This window comes from Mycoplana dimorpha, from assembly GCF_003046475.1.
Taxonomy (GTDB): Bacteria; Pseudomonadota; Alphaproteobacteria; order Rhizobiales; family Rhizobiaceae; genus Mycoplana; species Mycoplana dimorpha.
The window spans coordinates 558,193-583,305 of the sequence record NZ_PZZZ01000004.1 but is presented as its reverse complement, the minus strand read 5'-3'; the positions used below and the strand labels follow the sequence as shown (position 1 = coordinate 583,305).

Sequence of the window (25,113 nt, the reverse complement as noted above, 5' to 3'; positions counted from 1 at the left end):
CAACGGCCATTCAAATAGCCAGATCGATGACCTGCTGCCATGGGCCTACGCCGCAAAGCCCGAACTCAAAGCCGTGGCCTGAAAACACCGCTTACCTTGAACTTTGACTCCACGCCGTCGGATCGCAGATACTTGCGGATGGTGTTCCGGCCCAGTGCGCCGTGAAATGTCCCGGATCGAAAACTTGTCTCGAAAATGCCAGCGCCGGATAACGCTCAGTAACTCCATGTCGAGCACTCCAGAGCCCTCGCTGCGAAAACGCGAGGGACGGGTTCCAAACATAGTGCAAATCAACAAGGCGGTAGAAGGCAGTCTACAACTTCGGACACCCGCCAGTTGAAGCTGACTTCGCTCAGTTGTTGCCTTTACCGGTTTCCGTCACCGCGTCCATGACGCGATCCAGACTGAAGCTGCCGGGCTTCTGGCGTGGGGGGAACTCCCGGAAGGTAGACAGCCATTGGGCGACATAGGCTGACGCAGGGGCCAGTGCGAACATCCGCTCGGCCGCCCACTGCGGGTGGCCGGTGGATTCGTCCGAGGCACGCTCCAATGGATCCATGCGCAGGTTGGTCAACATGGGCCAACGCAATTCCTCGAACGGCGTCTCCCAAGTTTTATAGCCGACCGAGTTTTGCCGCAGGAACGTAAGTTTCCAGTCGTCATAGCGCAGCGCTGCGACGCTGCCTCCATCTGTCCAATATATGAATTCGTGACGCGGCCAGTCAGCCGACTCCCCTTTCAGGGAAGGCAACAGGTTGTAGCCGTCAAGGTGGACCTTGTACGTCATGTCGCCGATCTTTCTTCCCTTCAGCAAGTCCTCCTTGACCGTGGTGTCGCCTGCCGCCGCGAGCAAGGTCGGGATCATGTCCTCATGCGCGCATATCTCATTGATGGTGGCGCCGGGTTTTATCACACCGGGCCACCGAATGAAGGTGGGAACGCGGAAGCCGCCTTCCCATTGCGAATTCTTCTCGCCGCGGAAGATCGTCGTGCCGCCGTCCGGCCAATTGAAGAACTCCGCACCGTTGTCGCTGGAATACATGACAACGGTATTGTTTTCGACGCCGAGTTTCTTGAGTTCAGCCAGCAGCCTACCGACATTGTCATCGTGTTCGACCATGCCGTCGGCGTAGACCCCAAGACCGGTCCTGCCCTGGCTTTCTTTCTTGAGATGCGTGAACACGTGCATCCGGGACGAATTCCACCAGATAAAGAACGGTTTCTTGTCCGTCTTCACCGCCCTTTCCATGAAATTGATGGCTCCGGCCGTGACTTCGTCGTCCACCGTCTCCATGCGCAATCTGGTCAGCGGGCCGGTATCCTCACACTTCTGCTTGCCGACTCTTCCAAAACGCGGATCGACGGTCGGATCGTCCCGGTCTGTCGCAACACAATGCAATACACCCCGCGGGCCGAACCTCTCCTTGAAGGCCGGATTTTTCGGGTAGTCCACGTTCTCCGGCTCCTCTTCTGCGTTGAGGTGATAGAGATTGCCCAACCACTCGTCGAACCCGTGAACCGTCGGCAGCATATCATTGCGGTCGCCCAGATGGTTTTTGCCGAACTGGCCGGTGGTATAGCCCAGTGGCTTCAGCAGCTCTGCCAACGTCGGGTCTTCCTTCTTCAAACCCTCCGGCGCCCCCGGCAGACCGACCTTGGTGAGGCCGGTACGGATCGGCGACTGTCCGGTTATGAACGCCGCTCTGCCAGCAGTACAGCTCTGCTGACCGTACCAATCGGTAAACACCGCGCCTTGCTGGGCGATGCTGTCGATGTTCGGCGTCTTATAACCCATCATGCCCTGGTTGTTGGCGCTGATGTTGAACTGCCCAATGTCATCGCCCCAGATGATCAGGATGTTGGGTTTTGCGTCCTGCGCCCGGGCGGGAGCAGCCGTCACAGCGCACCCAATCAGAAGTGCGGCACTGAGAGCTTTAAGTCCGCGTAGGCCCGGTAGCTTATTCAATCTCATAGCAGCTTCTCCTTCACCATTATGACCATAACAGACTAGCTTTATCGCGGAAATATATCCTCTGCTGTGCGTCGTTTCTGCGCGGGCCAGATCACGTCATCTGTTCCAGATTCGGGCATTGACCATAATCACCCGGCCAATCTAATGTATTAAATTCGTTCTATTTTTTAAAATATTTGGGAGATTTCGTTGAGTGGCGATGTAATTGTTGAATAGCATGATGGGTACTCCTATTGGCGCTGCCAACTATACCGACTGCTCAACAGCGGAGGGTGTCATGACCACGACGGACAAGACGTCGAGCTTCAGAGACCGGTATCCGCGAAAATGTGGGGCACCTCCCACCGGCCCAGGAGGGAAAGCATTGAACCCCGCCTACATTCCCGTACTGTCCGCTTTGGCAGGCTCGCTGATCGGCGGAATGACCGCTGGCTCGTCCAACGCGCGCAGTGCAGCAATGCGTTCAGGCAATCCGAACGAACCAAGCTCGAGACTATTTAAAACGACTTCATCGCCGCCTTTTTATTGCGAGACGCCCTTTCCATCAGGAGGAAGTCAGCATCACCAATATGATACGGCTTTACACGTTGCTCGAACATATGCGGGTGGTTTCTGCCCGTCCAGGTGCCGAACAGCGACGTCGCCATATATTAGCCCAAAAGGGCGTCCAGTATTCTCGCAGTATTGAATCAATACCAGCCCCCTCTTGTTGAGTAAAGAGTACGCCGATCGGGGTCACTTCTCCGATCGCTGATGGCTGCCTATCTGACGTAATCGCGAAAAGGCGACACTGTACCTTTAACCGAATGGGAGAATCCCATGGCACGGCTACCTCTAGTAGCAGTGGCAGCGCTTGCGCTTGCCGCTTCATCCCCCTTATTCTGCATAACGGCTTCACCGGCCTCCGCCCAATCTTTGAGCGCCGGTGACGACGGCAGCGATATCAGCGCCAACGACTTGCGCGACTTCCTTCGCGATGCGCTTCGCGCCCGCAGCGATCGGCGCGACCTGCTCCGGGACCTTATCGCCGAGCGGCGCGACCGTCGTGATGAACTCATGGACCTTCTGGGAGACGGCGGCGACATGATGGGAGACCGCCGCGATAGGCTTCGGGATATCCTCGCGGACCGACGGGATCGTCGGGATGATCTTATGGATCTGATCGATAACCGCGGCGACCGGCGCGAGCGGCTCCTGGACCTTATCTCCGCGCGGCGGGACCGCCGAGATGCGCTTATGGAACTTATTGGAGACAGCGGTGATCGGGGCGGAGATCGTGGCGATCTGCGGCAGCGCCTGCAGCAGCGTTTGGTCGGTGCAGACGAAGAAAACTGCGTCTTCGTAACCCGTAGCTTGCGGGCCGAGAACGGCGATTGGCTGGCATTCGTTCGCAGGCGGGTCTGCCGGGACTAGGCCAGGGGCCGGTTCCACTACGCGTATGAGCGCATAATTTTCCCTATGGCAGCGAAGCAGTTCCCGACGGCGGTGCGCCCGCAAGTGCAACCTCGGGAATAGCTGCGCGAACCGAAACCGAAGCCAGGAGAGGTGAAGTGAACAAGTTTCTTCTCGTAACGGCAGGCCTGCTGCTGATGCCGCTCCCAGCCCTGAGCCAGAGCGCGCCGGACTCCGGTTCTCGCGACCGGAGTTCGATGCAGGATCGTGAAATCGAAGACCTGCTGCGCAGCATCACCGATGAGCCTTCCGGCGGCAGGGACGGCCCCCGGCGCGGCGCTGCCTTCCTCCTCCGCAGCGGCGACGCCACCGTGGCCGTCCGTTGCGACCCGCAGGAATCGATGAAGGACTGCGTGGACTTGACCACGACGCTGCTGGAAAAAGCTCGTTCTGCAATGCCGCCGGGCGGCAGCGCTCCCGGAACCCCGCCGCCGCGCCCGTAGCCGCGGCGACAAGAGATCCCGACGACCGGCAAATCTACCTGACGGCCGTGCTCAGCGTCCTCGTCAACGGCTATAAGTAGAGCAAGATCGGTGAGTTGCTTCCATGGAATTTTCGGAATTTTCCGGCCGAATGTTCCGCGGGCTAGCAATGATCGCCCAAGTACCGACTCTGGCGGGTCCAAGTTAAGGTGCCGCCTTTCTTGCGCGGCAGCGCATGCGCATTGGCTTATTTAGATTCAGCCTAATCAGCCGGGGTGTTCGCCATGACATTCGGACGGAGCATGCTCGCGGGTGCTGCTTTTTTTGCGCTTGGATTTACCCCCATGTCGGCCCAGCAAGTGACAGGTACGCTCGGTGCACCTGGAGCAACTACTACAATCACTGGAAAGCAATTGCCGTCGCCCGATCTGCCTTTCGGCGGCGTGATCAAGGAGAAGGCCTCTGAGTCGACACCCTGGTGGGCACCACGCATCGTACCTCCAAAAGGTGCTCCGAATGTGCTGCTGATCATGACTGACGATCAGGGGTTCGGTGCGCCGAGCACCTTCGGCGGCGTCATCCCCACGCCGGTCATGGACAGGATCGCCAAAGAGGGGATGCGCTTCACGAACTTCCATTCGACATCGCTTTGCTCGCCGTCCCGCGCGGCACTAATCACCGGACGCAACCATCATTCGGTCGGTTACGGTGTCGTCGGTGAGATTGCGACCGGCTATCCTGGCTACGATTCGATCATTCCGATCGAGAAGGGCACGATCGGCACGATCCTCAAGGAAAACGGTTACGCCACCGCGTGGTTCGGCAAGGACCACAACACGCCGTCCTACCAATCGAGCCAAGCCGGCCCCTTCAACCAGTGGCCGACCGGCATGGGCTTTGACTACTTCTACGGCTTCGTCGGCGGCGATGCCAGCCAATGGCAGCCAAACCTGTTCCGCAATACGTCTGCCATCTATCCCTTCGAAGGAAATCCCGGCTGGAACCTGGAAACGGCCATGGCCGACGAGGCTATTCACTACATCAAACAACTCAGTGAGATTGCCCCGGACAAGCCCTGGCTCGTCTACTACGTGCCTGGTGCCACCCATGCGCCTCACCACCCAACACCAGAATGGACCAAGAAGATCAGCGACATGCACCTCTTCGACGAGGGCTGGAACAAAGTTCGCGAGAAAATCTTTGAAAACCAGAAGCGACTTGGCATCATGCCTGAGAACGCCAAGCTGACGCCCTGGCCGGATGGGCTGCCGCAATGGGAATCCCTCAGCTTCGAGGAGAAGAAGCTTTTTATCAGGCAGGCGGATATCTATGGCGCGTACCTTGCTTATGCCGACAACGAAATCGGGCGTGTCATCCAGGCGGTGGAGGACCTCGGAGAGCTAGACAACACGCTGATCATCTACATCGGCGGCGACAACGGAGCGAGCGCCGAGGGCATGCTCAATGGCACGCCGAACGAATTCACCACATTCAATGGCGTCGCTGTTCCGGTGAAAGACCAGCTCCTATGGTATCCATTCTGGGGTTCTGAACGGACGTTCCCACATTTTGCCGCCGGCTGGGCCTGGGCGATGGATACGCCGTTCAAATGGGTGAAGCAGGTGCCGTCTCACTTCGGCGGGACGGCGCAGGGCATGGTCATGTCCTGGCCCGGCCACATCAACGACGCGGGCGGCATCCGCCGACAGTTCCACCACTTCATCGACATCGTGCCGACCATTCTGGAGGCTTCCGGAATTCCGCAGCCGGAGATGATAAACGGCATCAAACAAGAGCCGATCGAAGGCGTCAGCATGATGTACACATGGGACAAGGCCAATGCGAACACGCCCACCACGCATACCACGCAATACTTCGAAATGCTCGGCAATCGCGCCATCTATCACGACGGATGGGTTGCGGCGACCACACCCGCAACACTCCCTTGGGAACTCAGCACCAAGACGCCGCCCGACGTGATCACCGGCTATAATTGGGAACTCTACAACGTCGACGAAGACCCGACACAGTTCACCGATCTCGCCGCAAAGATGCCCGACAAGCTTAAGGAGATGCAGTCCCTCTTCTACGCCGAGGCGAGGAAGTACAATGTGCTACCGCTGGACAACTCGACGCTCGCGCGGTGGAATGCACCGCGACCGAACCTCACGGCAGGACGGACGGAATTCACCTACTCAGGAGAATTGAGCGGAGTGCCGGCAAGCGCAGCACCCAGCACGCTCAACAGGTCCTACACCATCACCGCCGATGTGACGATACCCGAGGACGGCGCCGAGGGCATGATCGTAACCGAAGGGGGGCGGTTCGGCGGCTACGGGTTGTTCCTCAGCAAGGGAGACTACGGCGTCGGTCGGGGCAAGGTCGTGTTCCTCTACAATCTACTCGACCTGAAGCGGACGATATGGGAGGGGCCGGAACTCGAATCCGGCAAGCACACAATCGTCTTCGACTTCAAATCGAATGGTTCGGGCCTTGGCGCAGGCGGTACCGGCGTTCTCTCGGTCGACGGCAAGGAAGTCGTCAGAAATTCCATCGATCATGGCATCCCTGTCACCTTCCCTGAGGATGAAACCTTCGACGTCGGTCTCGACACCCGAACGGGCGTGGCCTTGCTGGAATATAGATATGATACCCCATTTCGATTCACGGGTAAGATCGACAAGCTGACTTTCGAACTGCAGCCTCAGTGACGCATTGCCGCCGGCGAGTGCGTGGCAAAGATGGGCGAGAACGAGGTGCGGATGATACGCGTGCTGGATGTTGCTGCTTTCGGGGAAGCCACCACCGGGCTTGCGCTGGTGGTGGCGCCGTCGTTCGTTGGGAAGGGTTTGCTGGGCGAGGCATTGACGGGCGCTGCGATCCCGACTGCCCGCGTCGCGGGAATTGCCCTTATCGCAGTGGGTATTGCCTGCTGGAGAAACTCAGCCGTCGGGATGCTGATGTACAGCACGGCCGTGACGTTCTACATTGCCTATGTCGGGCTATGGGGTGGGTTCAGCGGCATTCTTCTGTGGCCGGCAGTCGCACTTCACGCCCTGATCTCAATATTGCTTTCCCGCGATTACTGAGTTGCCGCATGCTGGATTAGCTCGCCCGCGTATCACTTACGGTTCATCTGCACGCCGTCATTGACAACTGTAGATGGCGACCGACGTAATAAAGGCCTTGTAGCCGCCGCTGCTCCGCTTAACTTCCCGCCGCAATGCATTGTTGAGGTCGCAGAGGGCCAATGGCACCGGAACCGACCAGAAACTCATTCCGCCGCCGCCGCTTCGCCCGGGGCCGTTTCGACGACCAACCATGGAGCATGCTCCTTGACAAGCACAGGGGGCAAGATTCGACCAACTGTCACCCGCCGTTCAACTCAGGTCGAACCCGGTTCAAGCGCCGCAAATGTCATCAGCAGTAGTAGACGCCGACCGCGCATCGCCTGACGGTTCGTCTTGCCACGCCTGCGACACTGACAGGGGTCAGCGGGCGACCAACGCGGGCCTCGGCGGGAACGCCGGGGCCGAAAGTTCCGCTTGCGAACAGGCTCGCACCTGTTTCCAGCGCTCCCATGCTTATTGCGAGCATGACGAGCATCCACCTGATCCGCCGGTTGGTTTTCATTTTGCTCACTTTCTCTCGTAAATTCCGCCGATCTCATCGAAATCGGGAATATCCTTCATCTCCACCTTCTTTGCCCCGTCCGACGCCAATGTGAACGTGGCAGCGGCCGCGCCCGCACCCCAGGCGCTGAAGTCAAGCGTGTATTGGGGCCAGCCGTCGACCGTCTTGCTCGTGATAATGAAGCGGCATGGGCGTGGCGCGTCCCCCTGCGCGATCCACATCTGCCAGTCTACCTCGGGGGCGCGAAAGCCGACGTGGTTACATTCCTCACCTCGGATCACGCCGCTGCCGAGATCCTTTACTTCGGTCACTTCGGCCAAAAGCACGGCCTCGGCATCCGCACCCAACAGATCGGCCGCAGGCAACGGGCGATGGTACTCGTCGCGGAGTTTGTCGACCAACTGGTCAATCGTGCCCGGCAGATCGGACTGGGCAAAAATGTGCGCGTCTCGGTTCAGGACCGACAGCGTCGTGCCGTCGAAAGTCATGTCGACGTCAGCGAACCCTCCGCGCCGCATCACATGCAGTTTGTCGGGGCGCTGCATGTTGACGCTGCCCGAGCTTGCGATGGCCAGTTTCTGTCCATCCGCTGCCATCACCTCGAGGCTGGAGTCCACATCGAAGGACAGGGTCTGCTGCGCCGCGAGGTATTTGATCATCGCCGACACCATTTCACGCGCCTGCGCTTCATCAGCCAGGGCCGCCGGTGCCCCTACTCCGACGACCAGGGCCGCCGTGACGGCTGCGATCGAGACTGCTCTGCGAAGATCGGAACGCCCAGTAGCAAATAGCATTTGCGTCGCCCTCCGTTGACCAAGCATTAATGCCGTCCTGGCAGGACAAACATCCACCCTACACTAATCACACCGTAGGTGGGAAACTGCTTTGATGAATCATGCGACGCACGGCCCGAAGGCTTACTGCAGAAAAGGCGCGCCAGAGTGCTCAGATGCAAGGGACCCCGCCGTCGTCTTCGGCTTCCATGATCGACCTGCAGCGTCAGTGTGGAGCGCATGACCTCTGATAACGAGGCGCCAGTCCTTCTGTTCAGTCGGGCCTGCTCATCCTCGCAACCGTGGCTCTGCTCGCGCCCTCGTTCGTTGCCCAGGTGGACGGACGTGGAGCCGTTGCCCAGCCTCTCAGCCTCGGGCTCTCGGTCCTGCTGATCCTCGCGTACGGCCTTTCGATGGTGTTCTCCCCGAAGACGCACAAGGAGGCCTTCGCGAGCGCCGGCCATGGCCAGGCGGATGAGGAGACCTGGCCGATCACAGTCGCCCCGGTGCCCCTCGCGCTGGTGACGGTGCTGGTCGCGCTCGTCAGAGGTCTTCGTGTCCTCGGTGCAAATCGCGGCCGAAACGTTGGGAATGTCGCCCGCCTTCGTCGGCTTCGTCGTCGTCGCTATCGTCGGCGCCGCCGCCGAGATGACAACGGCCTTCTCGGCCGCCGCCAAGGACCGCCTCGACCTCCGTGTCGGCATCGCGCTTGGCAGCGCCGCGCAGATCGCACTTTTCGTGGCGCCGGTCCTTGTGGTCCTGAGCTATGTCATCGGGCCGCAACCGATGAGCCTGCAGTTCTGGCCGGGCGCCATCGTGATGATGCTGATCGCGACCATGGCGGCTGCGCTGATGACGAACGGCGGCCGCTCCGCCTAGTTCGTGGGCGTGATGATCCTCATCGTCTACGCGATCTTTGCCCTGACCCTTTTCCTGCTTCCGCCCGCGCCATGACGATGAAAGACGATCCACCTCCGGCGGCGACCGGGGCGAAACCGCGGCGGTATGCACCACCACATCCCGCCGCGTGCGCTACCCGGTGACGCGCGCGACGGCACCTTTTGGCCGGCAGGTCGCCTGGAAGGCTTGCGGCGCAACCGCTTTGGTTCCGTCGCAAACTTGCGCTGAAGACGCGAAACGCCGCCCGTAGAACAAGCGCGCCCACAACTGCGCGCCAAAGGCCGAGGGCGGCAGGATACCGAACAGGTCAAACGGGCGTTTAATATCGGCGCTGCGACGATTGGGCTAACGGGCTCCGCTACGACGTTCCTCAGATGTCAGATTTGCCGCACCACTATTTGCTGCCTGTTTCTGGACAGCCAGATCCGTCTGCCGCTTGACCAAGACTTTACTGCGGCGGAGTGTTCTGCGCGAACCGATGCCTCCCTCGGCACGTTCCCGACGGCTCGCATCCCGAAACTTTCCAGGCGTCGCGCTGTCGGCACGCGCGCCGATCCTGGTTGAGGCGAAGGAAAATGCCCGATGGTCGCTGTACTTCCCGCGATCAGTCCGCTTGTGGCAGGCGTTCGGCGTTCTCCATGCCGTGGACGATGTCACACGAGAGTGCCTGGCTGCGATCCCTATAGATCGATCTTCGGGCGTCGCGTCATACGCGAACTTACCACGCCTCCTCCTCGAATGACGCGGCAAGCCTGGCATGATCGTTTCCGATCAGAGTTTACCTCAAACGCGATCCAACCGCGTGCGGCGACGTTCACCCCGGTACCCAGGAGATTGTCACCGTCCACCGTTACGTCACCGAAGTCGATGCCGATGCGAAATCGCAAGCGGACCTTGGCATCCTGACGTGCGACGTCCGCATTGGGTCCCAGACCTCGGCGACAAGAGCTCCGATGTCCGCTTTTCGTGTTGGATGTCCTGGCAGCGGACGGTCGGCCATCGGCCCCAAAGCGGCCGTTGCCGCGCACAGTTTTTCGCCACCCATGTCGCCGTTGAGCCTAAACTATTTGGCCAACATGCCAGTCTGGTGGAGCCAACCACATTCGGAGGTCGTCATGTTCATCAAGACCACCGAACCCGCCGAGGCAACGGGCGAAATACCAGCGCGTTACGATGCCGAGGAGAAAGTAATGGGACTTGTGATGCAGGCCACCCAGTCGTTACGTCAGGCCGATGTGCTTTCTGTAATATACGCGCTTTGGAGGCGACGGCGACTGTCCGTTGCTCGCTCTCGTGTCCGCCAACTCGACCTCCTCACTCCTTCGCGAGCTCGCCGCAAGCCAGGCGCGCCGGCGGAACCCAAACAGGATTGCACCGACGTTTGACCCCGGTTATTCATGTCGGCGAGCATACTGGCGAGGTGGTCCACGATCCGCACGTCTCACTTGATCGATCAGCGATCGACGACCAGGTCGCTAAGCGGCCTGGAACAGCACGGCAGGAAGAAGCCGGCGTCTATTTCGCGCTGACGAATACCGCCGTCGTGCCTCATATCGACACTTCCACTGACCAGCTTCGACTTGCACGTGCCGCAGATGCCATTCGCACATGACGAGGGAATGCGAACGCCTGCTTTCTTCGCGCAGGCCAGCACGGTATGGTCCGCGCGGACCTCGATAGACTTCCCCTGCTTGGAGAACTGCACGTTGAACGACCGCTCATCGACAGCGTCCGCGACGGGTGCCGGAGCTTGTTCGATGGCCGCGGCATCGAAACTCTCTTCGTGGTAGTTCTGGCTCGGAACCCCAAGTTCGCCGCTGAAGCTTCGCGCGGACCGCATGAAGGGTGCAGGGCCGCAGCACATAATCACGCGTTCCGCGATGTCGGGAACAGCCAGTTGCAAGAGTTCCTTCGAAATCCGGCCGGTTAGACCTGGCCATGACCGCTCATTAGCGATGTCTTCCGGCAGAAGTAGCAAGCGGAGTCCTTTTATACGCTCCGCCAGATGCGAAAGCTCCGTGCGGAAAACGAAGTCTTTTGGTGTTCGTCCGGCATGCAAGAAGACGATGTCCACGGGCTGCGCCGCATCGGCAGATTCCCGGACCATCGACATAACCGGAGTGATGCCAGACCCACCCGACATAAACAGGTACTTCTTGGCGGTGGGGCGAACGAACCTTCCGAGTGGGCCGCATACACGGACGACCGTCCTTGGAACGAGATTGTCGTGAAGCCAGTTCGAGACACGGCCGCCGGGAACGCGCTTCACTGTAACGGTGATGGCATTCTTGCGATGAGGCGACGACGAGATGCTGTAGCAACGCCCTTCGACCTCGTTTTCAATGCCAAGCTCGAACATGAAGTATTGGCCGGCGCTGAATGCGATCTGCTTGTGCTCCGGCGATACGAAAGTGAAGCTTTTCACGTCGTGCGTCTCGGAATGGACGTCAACGCAGAGGAGTTTGTCGTCGGTCTCCGGATCCCAGAACCCGCCGTTGTTCGTGCCGACGGACGCGGTGAGGAGTTCAGTAGCCATGTGCCCGCATCCGTTCGATGTACCAAGTCGCAAACTCGTCGAGCGCACCTTCGCTGAACCTCGAGTACGGCCCCGGTTCGTAGGCGGAATCGAGGATGCCGGCGTACGAGCGCGCAACCAGTTCTGCGTCCTGCTCAGTGGTCTCGGTCCAGACGTGCGTCAGTTTTTCAAGGTCGTAGTCCACACCTTCGACGGCATCCTTGTGAACAAGCCACTTGGTGCGTACCAGGGTCTTATCCGGGGACAGCGGGATGACCATCGAGGTCACGGCGTGGTCGCCCATGAAGTGGTTCCAACTGTTGTGGCCCCACAGATGCATGTCGCCGAGGTCTTTGCGGGTCATGTGCCCAAGCAACTTGGACGAGGCGGCTGTCGCGTCTTCCGTCTGCGACTCGCCGGCACCTGCAATGATAAGGCGCTGACTACGGAAATTGGTTTCAACATTGCGGGTGTGTTCGATCGTCGCGGAAGGGAACCCGTCGGCTTCCCAGGCGGCCGTTCGAGCGTTGTACATCGCAAAGTGCTCTTCAGCCTGCTGGCGATCTGCCGGGCTGAGGCTTTCCGGATCATAACCGAAATCGAGATCGATGAAGGAGACGCAAAGCTCCGGATGGTTCGCCGAGCAGTGGTAGCACTCACGGTTGTTCTCCATTGTGAGCTTCCAGTTTCCCTTCTCGATCACGTCGATCTGATGGGCCACCTTGGCGTTGCGGATGTCGTACGGAGCAAGACGATCGAGCATCGCGTTTTCGAGGTCGGCGATGTCTTCAGGCGGATTATCCGAGAGGCAGACATAGATCAGGCCGCCGATCGACCTGAAGTCTACCGCCTTAAGGCTCTTGCAGCTCTTGTCGAAGTCTTTGCCCATGTGGGGCGCGTAGCTCAGTTCGCCATTAAGCTCGTACGTCCACTGGTGATAGGGACAGACGAGTTTCGATACCACGGTCGAACCCGGATCGAGAATGCGGGAACCGCGATGGCGACAGACGTTCCGCACGACGCGGATTTCATTGTCGTCGTCGCGAAGCAGGATCAGGCTGGTGTTGCTAATATCAATGACGGTCGCATCGCCTGGCTCCGGCACGTCGCACTCAAGGCCGACGTAAATCCAGTGACTGAAGAAGAATACCTCTAGGTCGGCTTGAAATACGTCTTCGCGCGTATAGAGGCCTGCGGGCAGCGAGTGGCCCTCACGGCGGGCATCGAGGAGGTGCGTGATAGAGCAGGCTAGCTTGTTGAGCATCTGTGTCACCCATTGTTGATAATGTGACACTGGTTCCAAAAGCAGCCTTACTCAACGTCATAAAAAATTCAGTTTCGCATAAGCTGATGTAATGTTAGGAGGGCGTATCCCAAATGTTGAGCTGCCGGAATGTCCATAAGGCGAAAACTCCCTCCCTTCACAGCCCTCACAGCTTTCGAAGCCGCTGCGCGGCTTGGAAGTTTTACGAAGGCCGCAAAAGAACTTGGAGTGACGCAGGCGGCGATCAGTCGGCAAATTCATGTGCTCGAGGAGCAGTTCGGCTTTCCGCTTTTCCTCCGACTTCACCGGAAGGTTAAGTTAACCGAAAAGGCGATGGCGTTGGCCTCGGCTGCGCAGGATGCTTTTGATCTCCTGGCGAACAGCGTGGCCGAAATCAGCAAGGGCGATCACGATCCTGAACTGACCATCGCGGCGACAGTGGCGTTCTCGCATTTCTGGTTGCTTCCGAAGATTTCGGAGTTCTCAAGCCAACACCCGGAGATCAACCTGCGCATCATTACGCAGGACGACATGCCGAATATCGAGTCCAGCGACCTGGACGTAGCTATCCGCTTCGGGAACGGAATGTGGCCAGACGGCCAAGCCGAACTCTTGTTCGACGATGAGATTTTCCCGGTTTGCAGTCCCGATTTCGCAGAGCGCGCTGGGACCATCGCGTCCCCGAAAGACCTACTGCGCTATCCGTTGATCTCCAACATGGCGGACGATCCCACATGGACAGGTTGGGGCGAATGGCTGGCGGCCTTTTCGGTCGAACTGCCCAAGAAGAAACCCGGGCTAAGATGCAGCTTATACACCGACGCCATCTATTCGGCATTGAATGGCCAAGGCATCACACTCGGCTGGCGTCATCTGGTAGAAGACCTACTTGCCCAAGGTAGGCTCGTCAAGCTTACGGATGCCGCACTGAAAACCAGAAATGCGTACTTCGCCGTGGTCCCCAAGAGACGTCGTCAAAGTGAAGCGGCGGGATCATTCCTCGATTGGTTGACTGAGACGGTTAATCCGGCGGCTTCGCCAGCCTCCAAAGAGGCCCAACCCAAACGATCTGAGTGAGTGGCGACCGGTTCGCCGAAAACGTCAAGTCGGGGCAAGCTTGCGAGCTCTGACAAGCCCGTTTGCGACCTCGAACGGACCGTCTGCCGCGGCATTCGAGAAACGCTGCGCAGGTCTCGTTCCGGAACGGTCTGAAAGGTGTGCGATGTTGTCAGCGCTTCGCCTATCAGTTCTTCGGCCGATCGGGCAGGAGCGCCCAGAAGGCGAACAGAGGCTTTTCACCCGAGCGCATCGCGTGCCTGATGCCGGGTGAATTGTAGAAGGAGCCGCCCACTCCCGGGGCGAACCAGCCGGAATCGCCGTGCCTGAATTCGCCGTCGGACAGGACGAGGTAGGTTTCTTCCGGCGCATGGTCGTGATCCGGATAACGCACGTTGGGCGCCATCAAGGTTGCGCCCAGCCATACGTCCCGCCGGTCCTCAAGTCCGCCCGGCCCAACGACCAGGGCATTGGCGTGGCTCGTCGGGAAATTTTCGCTTGCCGAACTGTCGTGGGATGACCGTCCCTTCCATTCGAGCATGGGTTCGAGTTGCTCAAACCGCTCGATCAAGCGATCCAGCACATGCTGTCCGGTTTTCGTTGCAAGAATGCCATCGAGAAGCCGGCTGCAGACCGGGAGGCGTTTTGCGATACCCGTTCGCGCCGGCTGCGGCGCCTCCAGATTTGCAGCTATCTGCGCGAGGGAGCGGCGGGAGTTCTGGTCCTGCGCAACGTGGTCGAATGCTGCGAGTGCCGCGTCGAGGAAGTCTTGCAGGACGGAGTTTCGAGCCATCGTCAGATATCCTTGGCAAGGCGCAGCGCGTCGTAGATCGCCGCGTGCGTGTTGCGGGCCGCAACCGCATCGCCGATCCGGAACAATTGGTAAGTGCCGGCCGGGTTGCGTTCGACGGTCTGCGGTTCGCCCGAAATCAGCTCGTCGTAGGAGACTTCCCCAAGGTTCTTCGAGCCTGGCTTCAGCTCGAAATAGAGATCGTCCAGGGGGATGGTGCCGTGATTGACGACGATCTGGTCGACCGTGCGCTGTTTGGCGACGCCACCGTAGTCGCTGCCGACATGGGCGATGATCTGGTTGCCGCTCCTTTCCGCCGCCTCCAGCCGGTAGGTGACGGTGAAGGTCGTGTCGAGCTTCTGCAGCGAACGCATGTAGGGCACGAGGTTCATCGCCATGACCTCGGGCGCGAAGGCGCGGTCCGGCGTCATGATCTCGACCTTGCCGCCGGCCCTGCCGATGAATTCGGCGGCCTGCAGGCCGGCATGGTCGCCGGCGTCGTCATAGACGAGAACGTTGGTGCCGGGCTTCACATCGCCGGAGATGATGTCCCAGGAAGAGACGACGAGCTCGTTGCCTTTCGACAGGACCTCGGTGTGCGGCAGGCCACCCGTCGCGATGATGACAACGTCTGCATTTTCCGCCGTGACCGTGGCGGCGTCCGCCCAGGTGTTGAAGAGGAACGTGACGCCGTGCTTCTCGCACTGGCTCATGCGCCAGTCGATGATGCTGATCATTTCGCGCCGACGCTCGCTCTGCGCCGTCAGGCGGATCTGGCCGCCGGGATTGTTCGCCGCCTCGAACACCACGACCTCGTGGCCGCGTTCGGCGGAAACACGCGCGGCCTCGAGCCCGGCCGGTCCGGCGCCGACGATCACCACCTTTTTGCGGACATCGGCCTTCGGGATCTTATGCGGCATCGTCTCCTCGCGGCCGGTGGCCGCGTTGTGGATGCAGAAGGCGAGGCCGCCCTGATAGATGCGGTCGAGGCAGTAGTTCGCGCCGACGCAGGGGCGGATGTCGTCCTCGCGCTTCTCGATGATCTTGCGCACGATGTGCGGGTCGGTCATGTGGGCGCGGGTCATGCCGACCATGTCGACCTTGCCGGCGGCGATCGCGTGGCGTGCGGTCGCCACGTCCTGAATTTTCGCCGCGTGGAAGGTCGGGAAATTGGTTGCGGCGCGAACCTCGCCCGCGAAATCCAGATGCGGCGCGCTTGCCATGCCCTGGATCGGGATAAGGTCGGTGAGGCCGGCATCGGTATCGATATGGCCGCGGACCACGTTTAGATAGTCGATAAGGCCGCTTTCCTTGAGGCGCTTGGAGATTTCTATCCCCTCCACCCTGTCGGTGCCGCCGGGCAGACACTCGTCCGCAGTATAGCGAACGCCAAGGATGAAGTCGTCGCCCACCCGCTTGCGGATCGCCCTGAACACGTCGAAACAGAAGCGCATGCGGTTTTCAAGGGAACCGCCATACGGGCCGTCGAGCTCGTTGGTAAGGGGCGAGGTGAACTGGTCGATCAGGTGGCCGTATGCCTCCAGCTCGACGCCATCCATGCCCCCGGACTTCATGCGTTCGGCGGCGTCGGCAAAATCCTTGATGATCCGTTCGATGTCCCAGTCTTCCAGCTTCTTCGGGAAGGCCCGGTGTGCAGCCTCGCGGTGGTGGGAAGGGGCGACGACCGGCAGCCAGTCGCCTTTGTCCCAGCGCGTACGGCGGCCGAGATGAGTGAGCTGGATCATGATCGCCGCGCCCGTTTCATGGACGGCATCGGTCATTTCCCGGATCCACGGAACGATTTCGTCCTTGTAGGCGAGCAGGTTGTTGAACACCGGCGGACTGTCCTTCGAGACGGCGGCGGAGCCGGCCGTCATCGTCAACGCCACCCCGCCCTTCGCCCGCTCCACGGTATAGGCGCGGTAGCGTCCCTTCGGCATCCCGTCTTCGGGATAGGCAGGCTCGTGTGACGTGACGATGATGCGGTTACGAAGGGTCAAATGCTTCAGTTGGAACGGCTGAAGCAGAGGATCGTGCGACATGCGACGGGCTCCGGATAATCGCTGCTGTGCCGATACGCTATGCGGAAATGTACATTTGTGTCAACGCTCAAAAACAATGTCGTCATTGTCCTTGACAAGCATGTACATTTTTATTGTCCCGGGCGGATCGATCTGTTACGAAATGGCCATGGAACAAGCGATGAGCGACACCGGTTGGCGTGGATCTCAGGAGGGCTGGCTCGAAGCGGCGTATGACTCGCTTCTCGAAGCAGGCGTGGACTCGGTCAAGATCCTGCCGCTGGCGAAGCGGCTCAATCTTTCGCGGACCAGCTTCTATTGGTTCTTCAAGGATCGGGAGGAACTGCTGGGTGCGCTGATCGCGCGCTGGCGGGACAAGAACACCGGCAATCTTGTGAAGCAATCTGAGGCCTATGCGGAGTCGCTCGCCGAAGCGATGCTGAACGTCTTCGACTGCTGGCTGAACAAGGAATTGTTCGATTCGAAATTCGAGTTCGCAGTCCGCAGTTGGGCGTTGCAATCGCCAGAAATTCTGACCGAGGTGCAAAAGGCCGATCAAACGAGGATCGAGGCGCTGAGTCGCATGTTCATGCGGTTCGGCTATGACGAGGGCCCTGCGGACGTTCGCGCGCGAACCACCTACCTCGTCCAGATCGGCTACATCTCGATGCAGTCCAACGAGGACCTTACGCTGCGCATGAAGCGCATCCCGGAATATATTGCAATTTATACCGGTCAGGTCCCCCAGCAGCGGGAACTCGACCGCTTCTTCGCGCGGCATGGCTACAAACCGGAGTAAAAGCAACGTGGAAACAGGCAGTGGCTTGAGGATTGGCATGATTGGCGGTGCCGGTTGGCTCGGCGGAGCCATTGCTGATGCGATGCTGGAGGCCGCCGTCGTCGCGCCGCAAGACCTGTCTCTCTCCTACCGCAGCGGGTGCCCCGACCGTTTCCCCGGCGCCTTCTGGACATCGGACAACCAGGCGCTCGCCGACCGCTCGGACGTCATCATCGTCTCCGTCCGCCCGGCCGACTGGCCTGGCCTGAAGGTCGATGCCGAAGGCAAGCTCGTCATCTCCGTCATGGCGGGCATTCGCCTTGGCGCGCTTTGCGAGCACCACCAGACCCGGAGGGTGGTCCGTTCCCTTCCGAATGCCGCCGCCGAGGTTCGCAAATCCTACACCCCCTGGATCGCCTCCGCAGAGGTCAACGACGCGGACCGAGCCGTCGTACGGGCGATCTTCGATGCTTGCGGCGCCCAGGATGAAGTCCGGGGAGAGCCCGAGATCGACTATCTCACCGGCCTCACCGGCTCCGGCCCTGCCTTTCCGGCGCTGCTTGCCGAAGCGATGATGACCGACGCCATCGCGCATGGCCTGGACCGGCAGGTAGCCCAGCGTGCCGTCAACACGCTCATCGTCGGTGCGGGCGGGCTGCTGCAACAAAGAGACGAATGTCCAGCCGAGACAGTCAAAACCTTTCTCGACTATCGCGGCACCACGGCGGCGGCGATCGAGGAGATGCGCGCTGCGGGCTTCAGCGCCGCCGTTGCGCGCGGCCTGTCGGCGGCATTCCGGAAATCGGTGCGAATGGGGGAGGCCTCGTAGCTCCGTCAGGGCGGGCCGACGCGGCACCCGCTCGAAAAAAAAGACGCCGCAAACAGAGGGAACAATAATGAAAAGCTTGCTTGCATCGACATGCCTCATCCTCGGCACTATCGCCGGAGGATCGCTGCCCAATGCTGCGGAATGTGGGAACGTCAGCATCGCCAGCATGAACTGGCAGAGCGCCGAGGTGATCTCCAATCTCGACAAGATCATCCTCAACGAGGGCTACGGCTGCAACGCCGAGATCACCATCGGCGACACCGTCCCCACCATCACGTCCATGGCCGAAAAGGGCCAGCCCGACATCGCCCCGGAGGCCTGGATCGACCTGCTGCCTGACGTGGTCAAGAAGGGCACGGAGGAAGGACGCATCATCCAGGTCGGTTCGCCGCTCCCCGACGGGGGCATCCAGGGCTGGTGGATCCCGCAATATGTTGCCGAGGCCCATCCCGACATCAAGACGATACCGGACGTTCTGAAACATCCGGAGCTCTTTCCCGATGCCGAGGATTCAAGCAAGGGCGCCATTCTGAACGGCCCACAGGGATGGGGCGGCACGGTTGTCACCTCGCAGTTCTTCAAGGCCTTCGACGCTGAAAAGGCGGGCTGGAAGCTCGTCGACACCGGGTCTGCTGCCGGTCTCGACGGCTCGATCGGAAAGGCCTACGAGCGCAAGGAGAATTTCGTTGCGTACTACTGGGCCCCGACCGCGCTTCTCGGAAAGTATCAGATGGTGCGCCTTGGGGAAGGCGTCGCGAACGATGCGGCCGAATGGAAGCGCTGCAATACGGTGGAGGCCTGCCCCGACCCGAAGCCCAATGCATGGCCGGTCGACACCATCGTGACGCTCGTCGCCAAGCCTTTCTCGGAAAAGGCCGGCCCGGAGGTGATGGACTATCTGACCAAGCGCTCCTGGAGCAACGACACCATCAACAAGCTGATGGCCTGGATGACCGACAACCAGGCAAGCGGCGAGGACGGTGCCAAGCACTTCCTGACGGAGAACCCCGGCATCTGGAAGACGTGGGTGTCCCCGGAAGCCGCCGCAAAGATCGAGGCCGCGCTCTAAGCCGCAACCGCCATCCGCAGGTGCGATGTGCTGCCAGCACATCGCACCCTTTCCAAGCCGAGATAACAAGAACGGATCGGCTCATTCGAGAAGGTGGAACCGAATGGACTGGTTCTTTAAATTTCCGCACATGGACGACACCGCCCTTCGTGGCCTGAAGAAAGCCACCGACGAAGGATTCCGCGGCTTTACGCGCAACTATGGCGACATAATAGAGGGCCTCTTCACGCCCCTGGCGCATTTCTTGATCGCCGCCGAGCGGTTCATGTTGAAGACCCCCTGGCCAGTCATCACACTGCTCATCCTGGTGATCGCATGGGCGGCCACGCGAAGCGTCCGCATCACACTCGGCTGTCTCGCGACGCTGCTGATGATCGGCTACTTCGACATGTGGGACGATACGATGCGGACGATCTCGATGATCTTCGTCTGTACCGTGCTTTCCATCGCAATCGGCATCCCGATCGGCATCCTGATGTCCCGCTCGGACCGGGTCCAGCGGGTCATCAACCCGATCCTCGACGTCATGCAGACGATGCCGAGCTTCGTCTATCTGATCCCGGTCGTGATGTTGCTCGGCATCGGCAAGGTTCCGGGCCTGATCGCCGTCGTGATCTACGCCATCCCACCGATGATCCGGCTTACCGATCTCGGCATCCGACTGGTAGACAACGACGTCCTTGAAGCCGCAGATGCTTTCGGCGCCGACCGCAAGCAAAAGCTCTTCAAGGTGCAGTTGCCGCTCGCACTACCAACCATCATGGCCGGGATCAATCAGACGATCATGATGGCACTCGCCATGGTCGTCATCGCCTCGATGATCGGCGTTCAGGGTCTTGGCCAGCCGGTGCTGAAGGCGATCGCCAACCAGTATTTTACCCTCGGCATCTTCAATGGCCTCGCCATCGTCGGCATCGCCATCATGTTCGACCGCATCAGCCAGGCCTATGGCAAGCGTCTCCAGAGGCACCGGGAGATCGCCCATGGCTGAGCACGTCTTTGGCGGAATCAAGATCCGCCACCTCTACAAGATCTTTGGACCCAACCCGCGAGCCCACATCGAAGCCGTCAAGAACGGACTGACCAAGACCGAACTGAACGCAAAGCACGGGCACGTGCTCGGGCTGCGCGACATCAATATCGAAATGCCGTCGGGCTCCATCCAGGTCATCATGGGGCTGTCCGGTTCCGGAAAGTCAACGCTGATCCGCCACATCAACCGCCTGATCGATCCGACGGCCGGCGAGGTCCTCGTCGATGGCGTCGACGTGGTGAAGATGCACGAGGCAGACCTGCGCGAGTTCCGCCGCCACCAGACCGCGATGGTTTTCCAGAAGTTCGCTCTGCTCCCCCACCGAACCGTGCTCGACAACACGATCTTCGGCCTCGAGCTCCAGGGCGTGTCTCGCCCGGCGTGCGTCTACACCGCCATGCGATGGCTCGAGCGCGTTGGCCTGAAGGGCTTCGAGCAGAAGTACCCGAACCAGCTTTCGGGCGGCATGCAGCAGCGCGTCGGGCTCGCCCGGGCGCTCGCCAACGACGCGCCGGTTCTCCTGATGGACGAAGCCTTTTCGGCGCTCGATCCGCTGATCCGCATGGACATGCAGACGGTCCTTCTCGACCTCCAGAAGGAGATCAAGAAGACGGTCGTCTTCATCACCCACGACCTCGACGAGGCGCTCAGGCTCGGCGACCAGATCGCCATCCTGCGCGACGGCGAGGTCATCCAGCAGGGCACCAGCCAGGACATCGTCCTGCGACCGGCCGACGACTACGTCGCCAACTTCGTCAAGGAGGTGAACCGCGGCCGCGTCGTGCATGTCGAGGCCGTGATGAGCCCGCTGAAAGCGGTGATCGCTGCGGGAGGGCGGCCGTCAATTTCGGCCGGCGTCACGATCGAGGAGGCCGTGCGCGCCCTCGCATCGGCGCCCGAGGGGGATATCACGGTCGTGGATTCGTCCGGCAAACCGCTCGGCACCGTCACCTTCCGCCAACTGGCGGGTGCGATGGTCAACGCCCATGGCGCCAGCCACCGGGCCGCAGCCTAAAGAAGCGGGCCGGCGAAATCGCCGGCCTTTTTCGTGGCTTGGTAATTCCTGAAATCAATTGCATTTGGAATCGCGCGATGTCGAAAAAATTCCCTCGCCTGTTCTCGCCCCTCAAGCTGCGCTCCCACACGCTGAAGAACAGGATCGTTTTCGGCGCGCATACCGCCAATATGGCCGTCGAGGGCCTGCCCACCGAGCGGCACGCCGCCTATTACGAAGAGCGGGCGATCGGCGGCGCGGCGATGATTGTCGTCGAACCCATGCCCGTGCACGCGGCGGCCGTACTCACCCGCGGCAATTTCCGTCATTGCGACGACGCGGTGGTTCCGCACTTCAAGAAGGTGGTCGAGGCCATCAAGGGGCATGGGGCTGTGGCGATCCAGCAGCTCTATCACGTCGGGGCGCATGGCGACTCCGACAACTCGTTCCATCCGCATTGGTCGCCATCCGGCATGCCCAGCTATCACGACAGTGACGGATCGCATCCGATGACAGAGGCGGAAGTCCTCGAGACGATCGACGGCTTCGTTGAGGCGGCGCGGCGATGCCGCGACGCCGGCTTCGACGGCGTCGAAGTCTGGGCGGCCTATCTCGGCATGGTCGATCAGTTCTGGACACCGTGGTGCAACCGGCGCGACGACCAATGGGGCGGCTCGCTCGAAAACCGCACGCGCATGTCGCGAGAAATCCTGGCGCGCATCCGCGAGGTGTGCGGCTCCGACTTCATCATTGGGCTTGCCGTCAGCGACGAGCCGGACGTGAAGGTCGCCCTCCAGCGCGATGAGCTCGCCGAGATCATAAGGCTGCACGACGAACTTGGCCTCGTGGACTATGTCACCTGCGGCTCGGGCGGCTATCTCGATTTCTACAAGCTCATGCCGACCTTCCTCTATCCGGAAAAGCTCGGCGCCGATCTCGCCTCCATCCTGAAGGGCGTCGTCAAAAACGCCGTCGTGATTGCCGAAAGCCATATCCGGACCCCGGAAAACGCGGAGACGGTGCTCGGCGAGGGCGCGGCCGACCTCGTTTCGATCGTGCGCGGCCAGATCGCCGACCCGCATCTCGCGACGAAGGCCGGCGAGGATCGCCCCGAGGACATTCGCGGCTGCATCTCCTGCAACCAGATGTGCTGGGGGCGCCGATCACGGGACTACTGGATCAGTTGCCTGATCAACCCGTCCGTTGGGCGCGAGTTCGAATGGAATGGCGATCGCTTCCACAAGGCCGGCGTTCCGAAACGCGTGCAGGTGATCGGCGGCGGCCCGGCCGGATTGGAGGCGGCAAGGGTGGCCGCCGAACGTGGCCATCAGGTCGTGCTCGCCGAAGCGTCGAGCCGCCTCGGCGGCAGCTTCCTCCTGGCGGGCATGCAGCCCCGCCGCGCCCAGATTCTCGATCTCATCGCCTGGTATGAGCGGCAGCTCGAAAAGCTCGGCGTCGAGGTTCGCCTCAACACCTATGTCGAGGCGGAGGACATCGACCCTGCCGACGTGGATGTCGTTGTCGTCGCGACAGGCTCCTACGCCGCCGAAACGGGGTTTCAGAAAGCGCTCCCGACAGTCGAGACGATGCCGGGCATCGATGGCGGCAAGGTCTTTACCATCGAGGCCATCATGGCTCGGCAGGCGAGGGCGGACAGGCGCGTTCTGCTTCTCGACGAAGGCGGCGGCTGGCGCGGCTGCGGAACCGCCTGGAAACTCGCCGAGGAAGGTCACGAGGTGACGATCATCACGCCGGATCCGTTCGTCGGCAAGGAACTACAAAGAACCGCTGCCGACGTTCCGATGCGGCAGGCGCTGCGTAAACTCGGCGTCCAATGGATCGTCGAAGCCAGCATCGCCGAATGGCATGGAACCGGCGCGACCATCATCGATCATAACACCGGCGAGAGACGGTTTGTCGAGGCCGACACGCTGGTCACGGCGACCACCAACATGCCGGCCGACTGGCTGATACCGGGCCTGGCGGAGCAGGGGTTGGCGATACGCCAGATCGGAGACTGCGCAGCGCCGCGGCAGGCGCCGTACGCCTTCTTCGAAGGCCGGAAGACAGGACTGGAGATCTGACACAGCAAGACCGGTCGAGTTCGAGGCCGGCCTGCCTCCTGCGACCACGCCCGCGGACCCGCCGGAGCACGGCGGAGCCTAACCAGGTGTCCGGAAGGGTCGCAATCCTGGCGATCAGCCCGCCATCCGCCAGCGGGTGATCCTGCGGCGGTCATCCATGTTGATCTGGGAATAGGTGCGTGTCATGCGCTGGCCCTCGCGTGAGATAAGGCATTGTTATATCCCGCAAGTCGCACTTCAAATTTGAACCCACCACACTCAACGCGACGGCGAGGCCCACAGCAGCGCAAACATTCTGCCCATGGATCGAGTCTATGCAAACAAAAGTGGAGTTTCCGACCACCGTTCAGGGCCACGAGCAATCATCGATCCGCGTCCGTAATGCTCCCAGAAGGAGACGTGACGTCGGCGCGAAAATCTTGATTGGCGGAACTCGTTGTAACTCGGATATTCGATGCGCCGCCAAGCACGGTATTCAGGGCTTGGAGCAAACCCGAGCTCTTCCAGCGCTGGTGGGTGCCAAAATCTGCACCTGGCATTTTGCTCCTATCGTGCGACATGGACGTCCGTACGGGCGGCACATATCGCCTGGAATTCGGTGCCGGCGGTTCAGAAACGATGGCCTTCTACGGCAAGTACCTCGAAGTGGTGGCGAATGAGCGCATCGTCTGGACCAATGACGAGGGCGAAGAGGGCGCGGTCACGACCGTGACTTTCGAAGATCAGGGCGGGAAGACAGTGCTGACCTTCCACGAAGTTTACCCGTCCCAGGAAACGCTTGAGGAGGCACTCCAAGGCAGTGCGGCCGCCTTGCCGGAACAACTGGAGCAGCTCGACGAATTGTTTTCCGGCAGGGGCGGGTAGCGGGCATCGGGAAACCTGCCTTTGCACAACACACTCCTAATGTTGGCTTCTTAACCAGCAGCGACAGGAGACCGCCGCCAAAGCGCCAACGGGGGGAAGTGACTTCAGCTTCGCGCCGCCCTTTCGGTCGTTCACACCACCCGCTCGAACTCCTGAAAGCCGTCCGTCCGCTTCGCTAATGTAGCCCCGTCCGGAACGCGCCAAGAGGAGATATGGCGACCGACCATGGTTCGGCGGTGCGAACAATAACGGGTTGCCTGGCTAACTCTTCTCCGGCCAATACACTGGCTTCGCCGTTGCAAACGTGAATATCACTTGTTCGCGGGAAGTGCTATAGTTCACTGGCAGCCGGAAGGGGCGCTTGCCAGTTGTTCTTACACGCTACGAAATGATAGCCAAGCTCGGTTTCGCGGCGGTGTGCCCGGTGTTTCGCCGCACCGAATAAACAGAAATGTTCGGACCGCTCCTTGGTGCATCGCCTGCACCATTGGAAGCCGAGTGTAGGAGCATCGCAAGGGATTGAGGATCGGATAACACGAGAAGAACCTCATGAGCTGGCTCGAGCCTACCACACAGGCCTTCATCGACAGCCTTGGCGGCGCAACCCCCATCTACACGCTCTCGCCCGAGGCGGCTCGCAACGTGCTCGCCGACGCACATGAAA

21 protein-coding genes and 2 pseudogenes are annotated in these 25,113 nt (G+C 60.6%); 14 read left to right on the top strand and 9 right to left on the bottom strand.

Annotated features, from left to right (window positions below):
• Positions 1-352 precede the first annotated feature (352 nt).
• From C7449_RS12890 to C7449_RS21780, 3 genes are all read right to left on the bottom strand, one after another.
• Positions 353-1,972, bottom strand: a complete 1,620-nt coding sequence (locus C7449_RS12890) for an arylsulfatase (protein WP_108003175.1) — start codon at positions 1,970-1,972, stop codon at positions 353-355.
• A gap of 497 nt (positions 1,973-2,469) precedes the next feature.
• Entirely contained in the window at positions 2,470-2,619 is a 150-nt protein-coding gene (locus C7449_RS21955) for a hypothetical protein (protein ID WP_210204726.1), read from the bottom strand.
• A gap of 247 nt (positions 2,620-2,866) precedes the next feature.
• Entirely contained in the window at positions 2,867-3,469 is a 603-nt protein-coding gene (locus tag C7449_RS21780) for a hypothetical protein (protein ID WP_170115870.1), read from the bottom strand.
• Between the two features lie 53 nt (positions 3,470-3,522).
• On the opposite strand from C7449_RS21780, the gene C7449_RS12880 reads away from it, so the two are divergent.
• The 3 genes from C7449_RS12880 to C7449_RS12870 all read left to right on the top strand — a co-directional run bounded on the left by C7449_RS12880 (position 3,523) and on the right by C7449_RS12870 (position 6,935).
• Positions 3,523-3,867, top strand: coding sequence for a hypothetical protein (locus C7449_RS12880; protein ID WP_108003173.1), 345 nt, complete (start codon positions 3,523-3,525; stop codon positions 3,865-3,867).
• A 263-nt stretch (positions 3,868-4,130) separates the two neighbouring features.
• Entirely contained in the window at positions 4,131-6,557 is a 2,427-nt protein-coding gene (locus C7449_RS12875; protein WP_108003226.1) for an arylsulfatase, read from the top strand.
• A 30-nt stretch (positions 6,558-6,587) separates the two neighbouring features.
• A complete protein-coding gene (locus C7449_RS12870) occupies positions 6,588-6,935 on the top strand; it encodes a hypothetical protein (RefSeq protein ID WP_245414379.1) in 348 nt (115 codons plus the stop codon).
• Positions 6,936-7,266: 331 nt separating this feature from the next.
• Here the strand turns inward: C7449_RS12870 and C7449_RS22100 are convergent, their stop codons facing one another.
• Together C7449_RS22100 and C7449_RS12860 are read right to left on the bottom strand one after the other, a co-directional pair.
• A complete protein-coding gene (locus C7449_RS22100; protein WP_374828277.1) occupies positions 7,267-7,452 on the bottom strand; it encodes a hypothetical protein in 186 nt (61 codons plus the stop codon).
• Between the two features lie 32 nt (positions 7,453-7,484).
• On the bottom strand, positions 7,485-8,273 hold the full coding sequence (locus tag C7449_RS12860) for a DUF2092 domain-containing protein (protein ID WP_108003171.1): 789 nt from the start codon (positions 8,271-8,273) through the stop codon (positions 7,485-7,487).
• 254 nt (positions 8,274-8,527) lie between these two features.
• On the opposite strand from C7449_RS12860, the pseudogene C7449_RS12855 reads away from it, so the two are divergent.
• The 3 genes and pseudogenes from C7449_RS12855 to C7449_RS21950 all read left to right on the top strand — a co-directional run.
• Positions 8,528-9,206, top strand: a pseudogene (locus C7449_RS12855) (calcium/proton exchanger); the annotation flags it as partial.
• 468 nt (positions 9,207-9,674) lie between these two features.
• A pseudogene (locus C7449_RS22095) lies at positions 9,675-9,928 on the top strand (IS3 family transposase); the annotation flags it as partial.
• A gap of 339 nt (positions 9,929-10,267) precedes the next feature.
• Positions 10,268-10,537 carry a hypothetical protein gene (locus C7449_RS21950; RefSeq protein ID WP_210204725.1) on the top strand — a complete coding sequence of 90 codons (270 nt, stop codon included), beginning with the start codon at positions 10,268-10,270 and terminating at the stop codon, positions 10,535-10,537.
• 68 nt (positions 10,538-10,605) lie between these two features.
• On the opposite strand, the gene C7449_RS12845 is transcribed toward C7449_RS21950, so the two are convergent.
• Complete coding sequence (locus C7449_RS12845) at positions 10,606-11,688, bottom strand: hybrid-cluster NAD(P)-dependent oxidoreductase (RefSeq protein ID WP_108003170.1); 1,083 nt, start codon at positions 11,686-11,688, stop codon at positions 10,606-10,608.
• Positions 11,678-12,931 (bottom strand): aromatic ring-hydroxylating oxygenase subunit alpha, encoded by a 1,254-nt coding sequence (locus C7449_RS12840; protein WP_108003169.1) that lies wholly within the window; start codon positions 12,929-12,931, stop codon positions 11,678-11,680. Before C7449_RS12840 ends, C7449_RS12845 begins: the two co-directional genes overlap by 11 nt.
• A 129-nt stretch (positions 12,932-13,060) precedes the next feature.
• Here C7449_RS12840 and C7449_RS12835 point away from each other — a divergent pair, with 129 nt between their 5' ends.
• A complete protein-coding gene (locus C7449_RS12835) occupies positions 13,061-14,008 on the top strand; it encodes a LysR substrate-binding domain-containing protein (protein ID WP_108003168.1) in 948 nt (315 codons plus the stop codon).
• A gap of 166 nt (positions 14,009-14,174) precedes the next feature.
• Here C7449_RS12835 and C7449_RS12830 read toward each other — a convergent pair whose 3' ends face one another.
• Positions 14,175-14,780 (bottom strand): dimethylsulfonioproprionate lyase family protein, encoded by a 606-nt coding sequence (locus C7449_RS12830; RefSeq protein ID WP_108003167.1) that lies wholly within the window; start codon positions 14,778-14,780, stop codon positions 14,175-14,177.
• Between the two features lie 2 nt (positions 14,781-14,782).
• Positions 14,783-16,819: an NADH:flavin oxidoreductase gene (locus tag C7449_RS12825; protein ID WP_108003166.1), complete on the bottom strand. Its 2,037-nt coding sequence runs from the start codon at positions 16,817-16,819 to the stop codon at positions 14,783-14,785.
• A 148-nt stretch (positions 16,820-16,967) separates the two neighbouring features.
• On the opposite strand from C7449_RS12825, the gene C7449_RS12820 reads away from it, so the two are divergent.
• The 7 genes from C7449_RS12820 to C7449_RS12790 all read left to right on the top strand — a co-directional run bounded on the left by C7449_RS12820 (position 16,968) and on the right by C7449_RS12790 (position 24,449).
• Positions 16,968-17,597, top strand: a complete 630-nt coding sequence (locus C7449_RS12820) for a TetR/AcrR family transcriptional regulator (protein ID WP_108003165.1) — start codon at positions 16,968-16,970, stop codon at positions 17,595-17,597.
• 37 nt (positions 17,598-17,634) lie between these two features.
• Positions 17,635-18,405: a pyrroline-5-carboxylate reductase family protein gene (locus C7449_RS12815; protein ID WP_245414371.1), complete on the top strand. Its 771-nt coding sequence runs from the start codon at positions 17,635-17,637 to the stop codon at positions 18,403-18,405.
• Positions 18,406-18,472: 67 nt separating this feature from the next.
• Positions 18,473-19,474, top strand: coding sequence for an ABC transporter substrate-binding protein (locus C7449_RS12810; protein WP_108003163.1), 1,002 nt, complete (start codon positions 18,473-18,475; stop codon positions 19,472-19,474).
• Positions 19,475-19,577: 103 nt separating this feature from the next.
• Positions 19,578-20,465, top strand: a complete 888-nt coding sequence (locus tag C7449_RS12805; RefSeq protein WP_108003162.1) for an ABC transporter permease — start codon at positions 19,578-19,580, stop codon at positions 20,463-20,465.
• Positions 20,458-21,522, top strand: coding sequence for a quaternary amine ABC transporter ATP-binding protein (locus C7449_RS12800; RefSeq protein ID WP_108003161.1), 1,065 nt, complete (start codon positions 20,458-20,460; stop codon positions 21,520-21,522). Before C7449_RS12805 ends, C7449_RS12800 begins: the two co-directional genes overlap by 8 nt.
• A gap of 77 nt (positions 21,523-21,599) precedes the next feature.
• Positions 21,600-23,585, top strand: coding sequence for an oxidoreductase (locus C7449_RS12795; protein ID WP_108003160.1), 1,986 nt, complete (start codon positions 21,600-21,602; stop codon positions 23,583-23,585).
• Between the two features lie 423 nt (positions 23,586-24,008).
• Entirely contained in the window at positions 24,009-24,449 is a 441-nt protein-coding gene (locus tag C7449_RS12790; RefSeq protein WP_108003159.1) for an SRPBCC family protein, read from the top strand.
• Positions 24,450-25,113 lie beyond the last annotated feature (664 nt).